This window comes from Microbacterium sp. SY138 (genome assembly GCF_039729145.1).
In the GTDB taxonomy this organism is placed as follows: domain Bacteria; phylum Actinomycetota; class Actinomycetes; order Actinomycetales; family Microbacteriaceae; genus Microbacterium; species Microbacterium maritypicum_A.
This window is the reverse complement of sequence record NZ_CP155793.1, coordinates 1,296,601-1,311,813: the sequence shown is the minus strand read 5'-3', so window position 1 is coordinate 1,311,813 and position 15,213 is coordinate 1,296,601. Positions and strand designations below refer to the sequence as shown.

The 15,213-nt window shown below is 68.5% G+C and carries 15 protein-coding genes; 3 read left to right on the top strand and 12 right to left on the bottom strand.

The genetic code is table 11. The annotated features are described in order from the left end of the window. Positions 1-26: 26 nt before the first annotated feature. From ABDC25_RS06155 to ABDC25_RS06145, 3 genes are all read left to right on the top strand, one after another. Positions 27-695, top strand: a complete 669-nt coding sequence (locus ABDC25_RS06155) for a lysoplasmalogenase (RefSeq protein ID WP_347125342.1) — start codon at positions 27-29, stop codon at positions 693-695. Next, complete coding sequence (locus ABDC25_RS06150) at positions 695-1,066, top strand: RNA-binding S4 domain-containing protein (RefSeq protein ID WP_021199283.1); 372 nt, start codon at positions 695-697, stop codon at positions 1,064-1,066. Before ABDC25_RS06155 ends, ABDC25_RS06150 begins: the two co-directional genes overlap by 1 nt. 62 nt (positions 1,067-1,128) lie before the next feature. After that, a complete protein-coding gene (locus ABDC25_RS06145; RefSeq protein WP_347125340.1) occupies positions 1,129-2,544 on the top strand; it encodes a DUF222 domain-containing protein in 1,416 nt (471 codons plus the stop codon). Positions 2,545-2,644: 100 nt separating this feature from the next. Here the strand turns inward: ABDC25_RS06145 and ABDC25_RS06140 are convergent, their stop codons facing one another. From ABDC25_RS06140 to recN, 12 genes are all read right to left on the bottom strand, one after another. After that, a complete protein-coding gene (locus ABDC25_RS06140; RefSeq protein ID WP_029258968.1) occupies positions 2,645-3,550 on the bottom strand; it encodes an NUDIX hydrolase in 906 nt (301 codons plus the stop codon). A 61-nt stretch (positions 3,551-3,611) separates the two neighbouring features. Next, complete coding sequence (gene der, locus ABDC25_RS06135; protein ID WP_208323601.1) at positions 3,612-5,084, bottom strand: ribosome biogenesis GTPase Der; 1,473 nt, start codon at positions 5,082-5,084, stop codon at positions 3,612-3,614. Between the two features lie 40 nt (positions 5,085-5,124). Next, on the bottom strand, positions 5,125-5,844 hold the full coding sequence (cmk, locus tag ABDC25_RS06130) for a (d)CMP kinase (RefSeq protein ID WP_021199279.1): 720 nt from the start codon (positions 5,842-5,844) through the stop codon (positions 5,125-5,127). Further along, positions 5,837-6,973, bottom strand: a complete 1,137-nt coding sequence (locus ABDC25_RS06125) for a prephenate dehydrogenase (RefSeq protein WP_021199278.1) — start codon at positions 6,971-6,973, stop codon at positions 5,837-5,839. Before ABDC25_RS06125 ends, cmk begins: the two co-directional genes overlap by 8 nt. Then, complete coding sequence (locus ABDC25_RS06120; protein WP_021199277.1) at positions 6,970-7,776, bottom strand: pseudouridine synthase; 807 nt, start codon at positions 7,774-7,776, stop codon at positions 6,970-6,972. Before ABDC25_RS06120 ends, ABDC25_RS06125 begins: the two co-directional genes overlap by 4 nt. Continuing rightward, on the bottom strand, positions 7,773-8,477 hold the full coding sequence (scpB, locus tag ABDC25_RS06115) for an SMC-Scp complex subunit ScpB (RefSeq protein ID WP_347125336.1): 705 nt from the start codon (positions 8,475-8,477) through the stop codon (positions 7,773-7,775). Before scpB ends, ABDC25_RS06120 begins: the two co-directional genes overlap by 4 nt. Next, the gene (locus ABDC25_RS06110) at positions 8,467-9,234 is read right to left on the bottom strand and encodes a ScpA family protein (protein ID WP_231479815.1); all 768 of its coding nucleotides are present in this window, start codon (positions 9,232-9,234) and stop codon (positions 8,467-8,469) included. Before ABDC25_RS06110 ends, scpB begins: the two co-directional genes overlap by 11 nt. 73 nt (positions 9,235-9,307) lie before the next feature. Continuing rightward, positions 9,308-10,141, bottom strand: a complete 834-nt coding sequence (locus ABDC25_RS06105) for a ParA family protein (protein ID WP_168441067.1) — start codon at positions 10,139-10,141, stop codon at positions 9,308-9,310. A gap of 153 nt (positions 10,142-10,294) precedes the next feature. Next, the gene (xerD, locus tag ABDC25_RS06100) at positions 10,295-11,197 is read right to left on the bottom strand and encodes a site-specific tyrosine recombinase XerD (protein WP_315073947.1); all 903 of its coding nucleotides are present in this window, start codon (positions 11,195-11,197) and stop codon (positions 10,295-10,297) included. Between the two features lie 2 nt (positions 11,198-11,199). Further along, entirely contained in the window at positions 11,200-11,781 is a 582-nt protein-coding gene (locus tag ABDC25_RS06095; protein ID WP_347125334.1) for an NUDIX hydrolase, read from the bottom strand. Positions 11,782-11,800: 19 nt separating this feature from the next. After that, entirely contained in the window at positions 11,801-13,495 is a 1,695-nt protein-coding gene (locus ABDC25_RS06090) for a CTP synthase (RefSeq protein WP_347125944.1), read from the bottom strand. A 17-nt stretch (positions 13,496-13,512) separates the two neighbouring features. Beyond that, entirely contained in the window at positions 13,513-15,204 is a 1,692-nt protein-coding gene (recN, locus tag ABDC25_RS06085; RefSeq protein ID WP_021201741.1) for a DNA repair protein RecN, read from the bottom strand. Positions 15,205-15,213 lie beyond the last annotated feature (9 nt).

Genomic DNA, 15,213 nt, shown 5'->3' with positions numbered 1-15,213 from the left:
GTCAGGGCGAACCCTACGATGGCGGGATGCAACGTCGCTCCCCGCGCCACGCTCTCATGTGGGCCTTTCTCCCGTTCGCGGTGATGTCCCTCCTGCACGTCATCCTCCTGACCATCGACAATCCGCTCGCTGCGCCCACGAAGCTGCTGCTGATGCCGTTGCTGGCCGTTCCGGTGCTGGTCTCTGCGCGACGCCTCTCTCCGCGGATCACGCTCCTCCTCCTCGTCGCGGCATTGTCGTTCTCCTGGCTCGGCGACGGTGCCGGCACCTTCTTCCCCCAGGGCCCGGAGCTGCCTCTGATGGTGACCTTCTTCGGCATCGCCCACGTGGCATACATCGTGCTGTTCGCGCGCCACCTGTCCGTCCGGCGCATGCCCTGGTGGGCGCTGGTGTACGCCGCCTGGTGGGTGGGCATGATCACGACCCTGGGTTCGCACACGGGCGATCTGCTCATCGCCGTCGCCGCCTACGGGCTCGTGCTCGGCGGAACCGCGGCATTCTCAGCGCGCTGTCACCCCCTCATCGCGGTCGGCGGGGCCTTCTTCCTCGCCAGCGACACCATCCTCGCCTTCCGCCTGTTCCTCCCCGATTCGCTGCCGTCCTGGAGCAGCCCTGCAGTCATGCTCACCTATACGATCGGCCAAGGCCTGATCGTTGCCGGCGCCCTCGTGACGCTGCGGAAGAGGAGCACTTGATGGATGCCGCCCGTGTCGACAGCTGGCTCTGGGCCATCCGCGTCTACAAGACGCGGTCGGCCGCGACGACCGCATGCCGAGCGGGGCATGTACGGGTGAACGGAGACAAGGTGAAGGCCGCGCAGCAGGTTCGCATCGGAGATGAGCTGCGCATACGCATTGCGGGATTCGATCGGATCCTCATCGTCCGTCAGCTGCTGGTCAAGCGCGTGGGGGCTCCGGTGGCCGCGCTCGCCTACGAGGATCGCACTCCCGAGCGCGAGCCCCAGGCAGCGCTGGGACTCCGCGACCGCGGGGCCGGACGCCCCACCAAGCGAGAACGTCGCGACATCGACAAACTGCGCGGGCGGAACGACGAGAGCTTTCACTGATATCCCGGCATGCACCGCCATCACACCTTACGATATTCGAAGCTTTGTTCTAATCTGGAGGTATGCCACTCTCGACTGATCTCGACCTCGATCTCGAGCAACGACGGCGCGTCTTGGACGCGTGGGTCGACACGAGACGTCGGATCGCCGCACTCGAAGCCGAGGCCGCAGACCTGCTGACGGAGCAGATCGCCATCCTCGACGCCGATGTCTCCGCGAGCCCTTTTCATCGCGAGGCGATCCATCGCTCGATGATCGCGGAGTTCTCCGCTGCCGGACACGTGTCGAAAGGCTCGATGGAGTTCGCCTTCGCCGATGCCCACGCCCTTCACACCCATCTCCCGGCCGTCCGTGCCGCATTCGCCGACGGCATGATCAGCGTCGGACATGTGCGAGAGATCTCCAGGGCCTGCGCGGTCGTCGCCGAAGCGATCCGCAACAGGAAGGCCGATCCCGCGGTCATGGAACTCTTCGAAGCCGCGGCGCTCGTCGTCGCCGAACGCGACACGGCCGCACGCACACGCGCCCATGTACGCCAGGTCGCGGCTGCCCTCGTCGGCGAGACGCTCGTGGAGAGGCACCGCCGCGCTGCAGAAGAACGATGTGTGACGGTGAGAGCACTCGACGACGGCCTGGCACTTCTCACCGCGGTGCTCCCCGAGTGGATCGCCACCGCGATCTCCGACCGACTCAACCGGATGACGCGCGAAGTCGTGCGGGCCCGAGACACCCGCGAGATCCTGCCCCAGCCCTGGTGGTTCGACGAGGAGGTAGACCACCCCGATGAGCCTCCCCTCGACGACCCATCGGTCGACTTCGTCGATGGTGGCGTGATCCACGGTGCTGATGGTGACACGTTCTCGACAGATCCCGAACTGACGCACTTCCCGGCCGACACCCGAACGTGGAAGCAGACCGAGACGGACCTGTTCTCGGATCTGCTCCTGACCGCAGATCCGAGCACCGCACACGGCGACGCCCTCGACGGCATCCAGGCCCGCATTCAGGTGACCGTCGCGGCGACCACACTCGCCGGCGTCGACGACCGCGCTGCCGAGCTCGACGGACTCGGCCCCCTGAGCCCCGACATCGTCCGGGAGCTGGCGGGGCGCAACACCGGCTGGACCCGTCTGTTCCTCGACCCAACAGGCATGGTGGTCGAGACAGACACCTATACGCCGACCGAGGGGATGCGACGGTTCCTGCGCGCGCGTGACCGACACTGCCGCTTCCCGGGGTGCCGCATGCCGGCGCACCGCAGCGAGATCGACCACAACCACGATCATGCGAAGGGAGGGAAGACCAGGCTCGACAACCTCGGCCACTTCTGCCGGGGCCACCACACGCTCAAGCATCCGGACATTCCCGATTCGCATCGCTGGACCGCTCAGCAGGAGAAGGACCGCAGCATCACGTGGCACAGTCCGCTGGGCCGCGACTATGCCGACCCGCCGCCCCGACGCGTGATGTTCGTCTGAATCACGACGTCAGGACCACAGCGCGCAGGACCCGCGCTAGGACCACGGCGCGCTAGGACCACGGCGCGCTAGGAACAGCGCGCGGGGCTTGGGGCGAAAGTCAGCCGTTGGCCGCGAAGAGATCGAGCAACCACCCGGCCGAACGGATGTGCGCGGCTCCGGCGCTCTCGGCGCGATCACGGAGGCCCCTATCGCTCGTGACGGTCACGACCAGCTGCTGCATCGCGACACGGCGCTCGACCTCGGCGACGATCGCGTCATCACCCGCGGCTTCCGCGCGGATCACCGAGACCGTGCCGGCTTGGTCTTCGATACCTCGCGCCTGCCCCTCGACCACCATCGACACGTCGGGGAACCACTCATCGCCTGCGAGTTCCAGCGCGTGCGCGGGGACCGCCAGTCCCTCCAGACGCGCACGAAGACGAGCTGCGGCGCCCGCACGGTCTTTCCACCACCCATCAGGGACCGAGCCGACGACATTCGCGGCATCCACCACGATCGCCGGTCGCACGTCGAGCAGTTCGAGCAACGCCGGCCACGACGAACCGAAACCGGGGTGCAACGGTCGTGACGACACCTGATCGACCGGCACCCACTCGAGCGCGACGCTCTCGGGGTCGCTGATCACCGGCTCGAAAGGCTCCCCGACATCGGCGACGACGGTCGTGTACGACCAGATGCCCAGATCGAGAACGCTCGTGAACCGGGCGCGCACGGCACCGTCCGGCACGCCCGCCTCTTCCTGGGCCTCACGGATCGCTCCCGCGATCGCGCTCTCCCCCTCGTGGAGTGCGCCGCCCGGCAAGCCCCAGGTTCCACCGAAGTGACTCCACGCGACACGATGCTGCAGCAGGATGCCACGTGCGGGGTCATAGGCGAGAAGCCCGGCAGCACCGAAGCGCCCCCAGTACTTCTCCCCCGACTCCGCGATCACCCAGGCATCGCCGGGGTTCCGCGGCCCCTCGGGGCGACGCGGTTCACCGAAAGCAGGAGGTACGACAGTCACCCCTTCAGCCTTTCACAGCATCGGGGTCACAGCACCACGGCGCGACATGCGCCGGAACAGATCAGCGCTGACGCTTCTCGCGCACGCGCATGTTGATCACGATCGGCGTGCCCTCGAACGAGTAGAGCTCGCGCAGACGCCGCTGGATGAACCGGCGGTACCCGGGGTCGAGGAAACCGGTCGTGAACAGCACGAACGTCGGCGGGCGCGTCGACGCCTGGGTGCCGAACAGGATGCGCGGCTGCTTGCCACCGCGCAGCGGGTGCGGGTGCTCCGCCACGAGTTCTGCGAGGAACGCGTTGAACTTGCCCGTCGGAATACGACGGTCCCAGTTCTCCAGGGCCGTCTCCAGCGCGGGCACGAGCTTGTCGAGGTGACGCCCGGTCTTCGCCGAGATGTTCACCCGCGGGGCCCAGGCGACGTGCGCCAGATCCTGCTCGATCTCACGCTCGAGGTAGCGACGGCGGTCGGCGTTCTCGAGATCGTCGTCGTTCAGACGGTCCCACTTGTTGAAGGCGAGCACGAGCGCGCGGCCCGACTCCAGCACGAGATCGATGATGCGTACGTCCTGCTCACTGATCGACTCCGAGACGTCGAGAACGACGACGGCGACCTCGGCCTTCTCCAGCGCGGCCGAAGTGCGCAGCGAGGCGTAGAAGTCGGCCCCCTGCGCCATGTGCACGCGACGACGGATACCGGCGGTGTCGACCAGACGCCACATCTTCCCGCCGAGTTCCACGACCTCGTCCACCGGGTCACGGGTGGTGCCGGCCAGATCGTTGACGACCACGCGCTCCTCGCCTGCCGCCTTGTTCAGCAGTGACGACTTGCCCACGTTCGGACGACCGAGGATGGCCACGCGGCGCGGTCCGCCGATCTCCTGCTTCGCGACGGCCGAGACCTCGGGAAGCTTCTTGAGCACGGCATCCAGCAGATCGGCGACGCCGCGTCCGTGGATCGCCGACACGGGCCAGGGCTCGCCGAGGCCCAGGCTCCACAGCGCTGCGGTCTCCGGCTCCTGGCGGGCGTCATCGATCTTGTTGGCGACGAGGAACACCGGCTTGCCGCTCTTGCGCAGCAGCTTCACGACGTGCTCGTCGGTCGACGTCGCCCCCACCATCGCGTCGACGACGAACAGCACCATGTCGGCGAGGTCGATCGCGACCTCGGCCTGCATCGCGACCGAACGGTCGATGCCGCGCGCGTCGGGCTCCCACCCGCCGGTGTCGACGAGCGAGAAGCGACGGTCGGCCCACTCGGCCTTGTACGTCACGCGGTCACGGGTGACACCGGGGGTGTCCTCGACGACGGCCTCGCGGCGGCCGAGGATGCGGTTGACCAACGCGGACTTGCCCACGTTCGGTCGTCCGACGATCGCCACCACGGGAAGAGCCGGACTGTAGTGGATGCCGTCTTCGCCGAGCGTGATGCCCGCGAGGAGTTCCGCGTCCTCATCGTCCAGCTCGTAGTCGGAGAGGCCGGCGCGCAGCGTCTCCGCGCGCTGCTCGGCGAGATGCTCGTCGAGCTGGTCCATCTTCTCGGCGAGCTGGTCGGGGCCGCCTTCGTATTCGTCGTCAGCCACGGTGTGCTCCTTGGATTCGTTCGATCACCGTGAGGACGGCGTCGATGGTCTGGGGGAAATCGAGTTCCGTCGAATCGACGACCTCGACGCCTTCTGCGGCGTTCAGGAAGTCGACGACGGCGCTGTCTGAGGCGTCACGCTTGTGCAGCGCCGCGGCGACAGCAGCCGCGTTCTCGCCGGCGAGTTCACCGGCACGTCGTGCAGCCCGTACCTCGGGAGCTGCGGTGAGAAGGATCCGCACCGGAGCGTCGGGGGCGACCACGGTCGTGATGTCACGGCCCTCCACCACGACGGCGGGGTACGACGACTCCGACACCAGACGGCGGAACAGCTCGTTGACCTGCGCGCGAACCTCGGGCACGCGCGCCACGCCGCTCACCGCGCCGGAGACCCTCGGGTCTCGGATGGCCTCGGTGACCTCGACGTCGCCGACGAGCACCGTCCGCTCGTCGGGGTCGAGCCCCAGCGTCAGAGGGAAGTCTGCCGCCGCAGCGCGCACGGCCTCAGGGTCTTCGGTGTCGGCGCCCCGATCGAGCACATGCCAGGCGAGTGCGCGGTAGGCGGAGCCGGTGTCGAGGTAGCCGAAACCGAGTGCGCGGGCGACGGCCTTCGAAACGCTGGACTTGCCCGATCCGGCCGGCCCATCGATCGCGATGAACTTGTGCGCGTCGGTCACCGAAGCGTCCGCAGCAGAGGTCGAGATATCAGTCATTCGTGCTCCCAGCGATGCGCCATCCACGTTCCTGCAGCCCGGTGATCGCGCCATGCAGCGCCGCGGGATCGACGCTGATCTCGGCGAGGCCGAACTGCGCGCCGGGCGAATGCTCGAGGCGGAGGTCCTCGACGTTCACACCGAGCTCGCCGAGCTCTCCGAACAGGCGGCCGAGCTGACCCGCGGTGTCGTCGACCATCACGACGAGGGTTTCGAAACGCTGATTCTGTCCGTGCTTGCCGGGGAGCCGTTCAACGCCGTCGTTCCCCTGCCGGATGGTCTCGGCGACGATGCGGCGGGCGCCCGGAGCGCTCGGCTCACGCAGGGCATCGGAGATCTCGCCGAGGTCGGAGGCCAGCGCATCGAGGATCTCGACCACGGGTGCCGCGTTCGCCCCGAGGATCTGCACCCAGAGCTCGGGGGCGGATGCCGCGATGCGTGTGGTGTCGCGGACGCCCTGGCCTGCAAGGCGGAGCGCCCCCTCTTCCGCTTCGGCGAGGCGACCGGCGAGCAGGCTCGCGACCACCTGGGGCACGTGCGAGGTCAGCGCGACCGAACGATCGTGCTCCTCCGGAGTCATCTCGAGGGGCGTCGCTCCGACGTCGAGCGCGAGGGCCTCGACGAGGGCGAGGTCGGAGGCTCTCGTCTCCTCATCACGGCACACCACCCAGGGGCGCCCGATGAAGAGGTCGGCACGCGCTGAGATCGCGCCCCCGCGCTCACGACCGGCGAGCGGGTGAGAGCCGATGTAGCGGGTGAGGTCGACACCGCGCGCCTGGAGTGCACGGAAAGGCTCGAGCTTCACGCTCGCGACGTCGGTGACGACGGCCTCTGGGAACCGTTCGAGTTCGGCCTGGATCACGTCGGCAGTGACATCCGGCGGCACCGCGACAACGACCAGGGAAGGCTGATCGTCCTCGTTCGAGATCCTTCCGGCGCCGTAGTCGACGGCGAGACGCAGTTGGGCGGGCGAGGCATCGGTCAGGACGACATCTACCCCCTTCGCGCGGAGGGCGTGGCCGATGCTCGCGCCGAGGAGTCCGGCGCCGACGATGCGGACGGTACCGGAGAGGCGCGGCGCGACGACGCCCGCTCTCCGCCCCGTGGGCGCACTCGTCGTATCGGTCATTCGTTCTCCTGCTCGCCTGGCGCCTCGGCGACACCGGAATCACGGCGCGACAGGGTCAAAAGCGCGCCGAGTTCGATTTTACTCAGTTCCCGCGTCTTCCCGGCCGGGAGGGTTCCCAGGTGGAGCGGACCGAACTGCCGGCGGACCAGTTCGGTGACGGGGTGGCCCACCGCCGCGAGCATGCGTCGCACGATGCGGTTGCGACCGGAGTGCAGCGTCAGCTCGACCAGGCTCTCCTCGCGGGAGGTGTCCAACAGCCGTGCCTTGTCGGCGGCGATCGGTCCGTCCTCCAGCTCGATGCCCTTCGTCAGCTTCGAGATCGTCTGCGGCAGCACTGTGCCCTCGACCTTCGCGATGTACACCTTCGTCACGCCGAAAGACGGGTGGGCCAGCACGTGGGCGAGCGCGCCGTCGTTCGTGAGGATCAGCAGACCGCTCGTCTCGGCATCGAGGCGGCCGACGTTGTAGAGGCGCTCCTCGTACTTCTCGGTGAAGCGACGCAGGTCGGGGCGGCCGCTCTCGTCCTTCATGCTGCTCACCACGCCGGTCGGCTTGTTGAGCATGACGTAGCGCTTGGAGACGTCGAGCTGGATCGCGGTACCGTCCACGTCGACGAGGTCGCGCTCGGGGTCGATCCGTCGCCCCTGCTCGGACACGACGATGCCGTTGACGCGGATGCGGCCCTCGGCGATGTACTGCTCCACCACGCGGCGGGAGGCCACGCCTGCCGCCGCGAGCACCTTCTGCAAGCGCACGCCCTCGGGCGCGGCCTCGGAGTCTGTCGAGGCGTCGAAGCCTGTCATCGGATGGTCCCTTCGTCGAAGCCGTCTGCACCGTCATCGAGCAGCGGGGAGATCGGGGGCAGCTCGTCGAGCGAGTTGATGCCCAGGTGCTGCAGAAGCGCGTCGGACGTGCCGTAGTTGATCGCGCCGGTCTCGGAATCCGCGAACAGCTCCGTGATCAGCCCGCGGGCGAGCAGCGTGCGCACGACGGAATCGACGTTCACCGCGCGGATGGACGCGACCTGGCTGCGCGTCACCGGCTGCTTGTAGGCGATGACCGCCAATGTCTCGAGCGCGGCCTGCGACAGTCGCGCCGGGGCCTGCCCTCCGACGAACTCGGCCACCATGGCATCGAGATCTTCGCGGACGTACAGTCGCCATCCGCCGCCCACCTCGCGCAGCTCGAAGCCGCGCCGTGGTCCCGTGCCCCGCCCGTCGTAGTCCTCGACGAGCATCTCGAGCGTCTGACGTACCGCTGGCACCGGCGACCCGACGGCGGCAGCCAACGCGACGAGGCCGATCGGCTCATCCACGATGAAGAGGATCGCTTCGACCCGCTCGGCGAGGGGAATCTCGGGTGCCGTCCCGGCAGGGTCCGAGGTCTGATCCTCCGACACCGTGAGGTCGGTCCCCGCCACAGCGTCGGTCCCCGTCACAGCGTCGGTCCCCGTCACAGCGTCGGTCCCCGTCACAGCGTCGGTCTCCGTCACGTCATCGGTCATAATCGGCTCCCAGGGTCGCCAGCGTCTCGTCCGACCAGGAGTCGGCGGCCCAGCGGAGCGTCAGCTCGCCGAGCGGTTCCAGTTGTTCGAAGGACAGCGCCGCGTGCCGATAGAGCTCCAGCACCGAGATGAAGCGCGCGACGACGATGCCCGGCTCCGTGACGCCCGCGACGAGCTCACGGAAGCTCACCGACTCGGTCCCACGCAGCAGTGTCACGACGATCGCCGCCTGCTCGCGGATGCTGACCAGCGGTGCGTGCAGATGGTCGAGCCCGACGTGCGGGATCTCCTTGGGTGCGAACGCCAGCAGCGCGAGCGCGGCGAAGTCGTCGGCGCTCAGCGACCAGACGAGCTCCGGAGTCTGCCGCCGGTGCTTCTCCTCGAGGGGAACGGCACGGACGTGTCGGCGATCCTCGCGCTGCAGGCAGCGAGCGAACCACGTCGAGACCTCCTTGAAGGCCCGGTACTGCAGCAGGCGGGCGAACAGCAGGTCACGCGCCTCGAGAAGGGCCACCGCCTCGGCATCCACCAGCTCGCCCTGCGGCAGGAGTCCCGCCACCTTCATGTCGAGCAGGGTCGCGGCCACGACCAGGAACTCGGAGGCCTGGTCGAGGTCCTCATCGTCGTCGAGTTCCCCCAGATACGCGATGAATTCGTTCGTGACCGCGCTCAACGACACCTCGGTGATGTCCATCTCATGTTTCGAGATGAGATTCAGCAGCAGGTCGAAGGGGCCGTCGAAGTTCGACAGGGACACCCGGAAGCCTGCCGTGTCTGTGGCCGCGGCATCGCCCGCGCTCTCCTCGAGCGTTGCGTCGACAGGCCCCTCGCTAGGCGACGGCGCCACGGGCGACCAGCTCCCGCGCCAGCCGCAGGTACGCCTGAGCGGCGGCGTGCTCGGGGGCGAACTCGGTGATGGGCACGCCCGAGACCGACGCGTCGGGGAACTTCACGGTGCGGCCGATCACGGTCTCCAGCACATCGTCGCCGAATGCCTCGACGACCCGCTCCAGAACTTCGCGGGAGTGCAGCGTGCGCGGGTCGTACATCGTCGCCAACAGGCCGTCCATCGTGATCGACGGGTTCAGCCGGTCACGGACCTTGTCGATCGTCTCGATCAGCAGCGCCACACCGCGCAGGGCGAAGAACTCGCACTCGAGGGGGATGATCACGCCGTGCGCCGCGGTCAGCGCGTTCACGGTGAGGATGCCGAGGGACGGCTGGCAGTCGATGAGAATGACGTCGTACTCCCCCGCCACCTGGCGCAGGACACGTGCGAGGATCGTCTCGCGCGCGACCTCGTTGACGAGGTGGACCTCTGCGGCAGAGAGGTCGATATTGGCCGGCATGACGTCGAGACCCTCGACGCTCGAGTGCACGATCGCATCGTGCGCGTCGCGCTTGGTGTCCAGCAGCAGGTCGTAGATCGTCGGCACATCGTGCGTCGGGATGCCGAGGCCGGCCGACAGGGCACCCTGCGGGTCGAAGTCGACGGCGAGGACCTTCCGGCCGTACTCCGCGAGGGAAGCGGCGAGGTTGATCGAGGTCGTCGTCTTGCCGACGCCGCCCTTCTGGTTGCACAGCGCGATGATGCGCGCCGGGCCGTGCGACTTCAGCGGCTCCGGGATCGGGAACCCGTGATAGGGGCGGCCGGTGGGTCCCATGGGGGTCTCGTCGGCCTTCTGCGCCTTCGCCCTGGACTTCGCCACTTTCTCAGCCACCCGTTCTCCTGCTCCGTCGTGCTTGGTCGATTGTACCGGCCGGGCCCCCGCTCAGCTGCCTCGGCACGCGGCAGACGCCAGGCCGGCGCTGCGAGGTCACCGGGCGCGCGGGTGCGACGTCGCGTAGATGTCGCGAAGGGCGTCGACCGAGACGTGCGTGTAGATCTGCGTCGTCGCGACCGAGGAGTGTCCGAGCAGTTCCTGCACGACACGCACGTCGGCACCCCCTTGCAGGAGATGCGTCGCGAACGAGTGCCGCAGCGTGTGCGGCGATACGTCCACGGTGATCTGGGCGCTCTCGGCTGCCGCGCGGATGACGAGCCACGCGCTCTGGCGGGAGAGCGGGGCGCCTCGCGCCCCGAGGAAGAGCCGGGCCGAGGCGCGACCCTTGGCGGCGAGGGCGGGGCGCACACGGGTCAGATACGTGTCCACGGCGGCGCGCGCGTAGGAACCCAGCGGCACGATGCGTTCCTTGGATCCCTTCCCCCGCAGCCGCAGCACATCGCCGTGCGCCAGGTCGTCCACATCGAGGTCGATCGCCTCGGACACGCGCGCACCGGTCGCATAGAGAAGCTCGAGCAGAGCGCGATCACGGATGCCGAGCGGCGCTTCGGGAGACGGCGCGGCGAGCAGACGCTCGACCTGTTCGATCGTGAGGGCTTTGGGCAGCCGTCGCGGCGCCTTCGGCGGGCGGAGCCGACCACTCGGGTCGTCGGCCTCTATGCCCTCTCGTGCGAGGAAGCGGTGCCATCCCCGCACCGACGACTGCAAGCGTGCGAGGCTCGTCGACGCGGGTGGCGGCTCCGCGGAGGCCCGTTGCGCGATGAATCGGTCGATCGTCGCCGGCGTCACCTCGCCGGTGTCGTCGATCCCCTCGGCGACCAACCACTCCCGGTATCCCTCGAGGTCGCGCCGGTAGGCCGCGATCGTGTGCGCGCTCAGACCACGCTCGATCGTGACATGACGCAGGTAGGCGTCGAGGGCGCGCTCGAGCTGCATCCTCAGCCCCGGTCGCGCAACCTCTGCGAGGCCGCCAGCACGCCGATCGCGAGGATCCCATTGCGCATCCGACCCTCCATGACCGCAGAGACCGCATCGGCCAGCGACACCCACTCCACCCGGATATCCGCTTCCTCGTCCTCGCGATCGTGCGGCGCACCGGACGGTCGGACGCCGGTCGCGAGGAACACGTGGATGATCTCGTCGTTCCCACCGGGCGTCGTCCACGAGGAGACCAGTGGCTCCCAGTGGACGGCGACCAGGTCGGCCTCCTCGGCGAGCTCACGCTGGGCGGCCTCGAGAGGCTCTTCGCCCTCCACATCGAGCAGTCCGGCCGGGAGCTCCCAATCACGATGGCGGATCGGGTGGCGGTACTGCTGGATCAGCAGCACCCGCCCCTGTTCGTCGAGGGCGACGATCGCCACCGCGCCGGTGTGGGCGACGTACTGCCGCACGATCTCACCGTCGCCATAGCGCACGCGGTCAGAGCGCACGTCCCAGACCCTGCCGCGGTAGACGAGGTCGCTCTCGAGAACCTCCGGCTCGAAGGTCTCGTCCCGGAGGCTCTCCGTCGACTCCGTCATCATCGCTCGATTGCTCGATTCAGTCGTCCGCGCTGACGTCGAACAGCTCGCTTGCGCGGTGCCGATCGATCGCCGCGCCCACCAGCCCGCGGAACAGCGGGTGCGGGGCGGTCGGACGCGAACGCAGTTCCGGGTGCGCCTGGGTGGCGATGTAGTACGGGTGCACGTCGCGGGGCAGCTCGACGTACTCAACGAGGTCGAGCTCCGGGTTGAGTCCGGAGAACACCAGCCCCGCCTCGGAAAGACGGTCACGGTAGGCGTTGTTCACCTCGTAGCGGTGGCGGTGACGCTCGGAGGCCTCGGGGGCGCCGTAGAGCTCGCGGGCAAGCGAGCCTTCCGCCAGGGCTGCCTGGTACAGACCGAGGCGCATGGTGCCGCCGAGGTCGCCACCGTCGAGGATGTCGACCTGCTCGGCCATCGTCGCGATGACCGGTTCTGCGGTCTCCGGGTCGAACTCGCTGGACGAGGCCCCGACGATGCCGGCGACGTCACGTGCGTACTCGATGACCATGCACTGCAGACCGAGGCACAGGCCGAGCGTCGGGATGCCCTGCTCGCGCGCGAACTTCAGCGCGCCGAGCTTGCCCTCGATGCCACGGATGCCGAAGCCGCCGGGCACGCAGATACCGTCGAGCTGTGCCAGCTGCTCCTGCGCGCCTTCCGGCGTCTCGCAGAGATCGGAGGGGATCCAGCGGATGTTGACCTTGGTCTCCTGCGCGAAACCGCCGGCCTTGAGCGCCTCGGTCACCGAGAGGTACGCGTCGGGCAGGTCGATGTACTTGCCGACCAGACCGATCGTCACCTCGTGCTTGGGGTTGTGCACCGCGTGCAGCACCTTGTTCCAGCGGGTCCAGTCGACGTCGTCCGCCTTCTGGTCCAGGCCCAGCCGTCGCACGATGTACGAGTCGAGCCCCTGCTCGTTCAGCGTCGAGGGGATGTCGTAGATGCTCGGCAGGTCGACGGTGTTGATGACGCCTTCGACGTCGACGTCGCACATGAGAGCGATCTTGTTGCGGTTGCTCGCGCTGACCGGACGGTCGCTGCGGAGCACCAGGGCATCGGGCTGGATGCCGACCTGGCGGAGCGCCGCGACGGAGTGCTGCGTCGGCTTGGTCTTCTGCTCCCCCGACGCGCCCATGAACGGGACGAGCGATACGTGCACGAAGAACACGCTGTCGCGTCCGAGCTCGTGACGAAGCTGGCGCGCGGACTCGAGGAACGGCTGCGACTCGATGTCGCCGACAGTGCCGCCCACCTCGGTGATGATCACGTCGGGGCGCGGGTCTTCCGAGGCCTGCAGGCGCATGCGGCGCTTGATCTCGTCGGTGATGTGCGGGATCACCTGGACCGTGTCTCCGAGGTACTCGCCGCGGCGCTCTCGCGCGATCACCTGCGAGTAGATCTGACCCGTGGTGACGTTGGCGGCCTCGGACAGGTTGATGTCGAGGAAGCGCTCGTAGTGTCCGATGTCGAGATCGGTCTCGGCGCCGTCGTCCGTCACGAACACCTCACCGTGCTGGAACGGGTTCATCGTTCCCGGATCGACGTTCAGGTACGGGTCGAGCTTCTGCATCACGACGCGCAGACCGCGGGCCGTGAGGAGGTTTCCGAGGCTGGCTGCCGTCAGCCCCTTGCCCAAAGACGAAACGACACCACCAGTCACGAAGATGTGCTTGGTCGTGTCGTTCTTGGGTCCCGCAGAAGAAGAGTTCATCACGGGCTTCGATCCTATCAGGAGGTGGGGACGCGGAGGCTGAGAAGTTCGCGGGCGTGGGTCAGGGCGGCGTCGGAATCGGCGAGTCCTGACAGCAGACGAGCCATCTCGGCTTCCCGTTCCTCCCCTTCCAGACGGCGCACGCTGGAGGCCGTGACCGCACCATCATTGGCCTTCACGACCGACAGATGGTTGTTCGCGAAGGCCGCGACCTGCGCGAGGTGCGTCACCGCGATCACCTGCGACTTCTCGGCGAGTCGGGCGAGTCGCCGACCGACCTCGATCGCCGCGGCTCCGCCGATGCCGGCGTCGACCTCGTCGAAGACGAACGTCGGAACCGGATCGGTCGCGGCGATCACCACTTCGATCGCCAGCATCACTCGCGACAGCTCTCCGCCGGAGGCTCCCTTCGAGACCGAGCGCGGCTCGGCTCCCGGATGGGGGGCGAGGAGGATCGCGACGTCGTCCCGGCCGTGGGCGCTCTCGGCGCCCTCGGAGACCGAGACCTCGAGGCGCGCGTCCGGCATCGCGAGCGCACGCAGTTCTTCCGTCACGGCAGCACCGAGACGAGAAGCCGCCTCAGCGCGCGCCGCCGTCAGCGCCTCGGCGTGGGCGTCGAGTTCGACCCGTGCCGCATCACGCTCGGCGATCAGTCGTTCGATCCGATCGCCGTCGTCATCGAGTTCGGCCAACCGAGCAGATCCGGTCTGCCAGACGGTCAGCGCCTCGTCGAGCGAGCCGTGTGCACGGATCAGGGTGCCCAGCGCAGCGCGGCGTTCCTCGACAGCGGCGAGCTCGTGCGGACCCGTCTCGTCGAGATCGGCGAGATAGGCGGAGAGAAGGCCTGCGGTGTCGGCGATCCGATAGCCGATGTCGGCGAGGCTCTCGCTGATCTCGGTCAACTTCACGTCGGCAGCGCGTTCGAGTACTCGACGCGCCTCCGCGACGAGAGCCGAGGCATCAGGTTCGCCCTCTTCGCTCGAGAGCGCGCCGTGCGCGAGCGAGGCCGCGAGACGCAGCTCCTCGGCGTTCGCGAGACGCTCGGCACGCGCGGTGAGCTCCTGGTCCTCCCCCGGCTCCGGAGCCGTCGCCTCGATCAGCGCGAGGGCTTCTCGCAGCCGCGACGCCTCTTCAGCGCGACGTTCACGGTTCTCGGTGATCTCGGATATCTCGGCGTCGAGTGTCCGCCAGCGTGCGAAGGCCCGGGCGTATTCGTCCACGGCCTCAGCGATCGGGGCCCCACCGAAACGATCGAGCGCATCACGCTGCGCGACGGCCGAACGCAGTCGCAGCTGCTCGGACTGGCCGTGCACGACCACGAGCTCGTCCGCGAGCGAGGAGAGCACACCCGCGGGGGCCGCGCGCCCACCGACACTGGCACGGCTGCGCCCTTCCGAACTGAGCGTGCGAGACACGTAGAGTTCCGCGCTGCCAGCACCGACAGGCTCCAGCTCGCCACCGGCCTCGGCGACGATCTCGGCGACGGTTCCGCTCTCGGGGACGATCCAGACGCCCGCGACCGATGCCTGCGCCGCGCCCGCACGCACGGCTCCGGAGTCGGCACGCTGGCCCAGCAGCAGTCCGAGCCCGGTGACGACCATGGTCTTTCCGGCGCCGGTCTCGCCGGTGATGGCGGTGAATCCGGGACCCAGCGGCAGCACGGCATCGGCGATGACGCCGAGCCCCTGCATCCGCATCTCCTCGATCATGACGTCTCC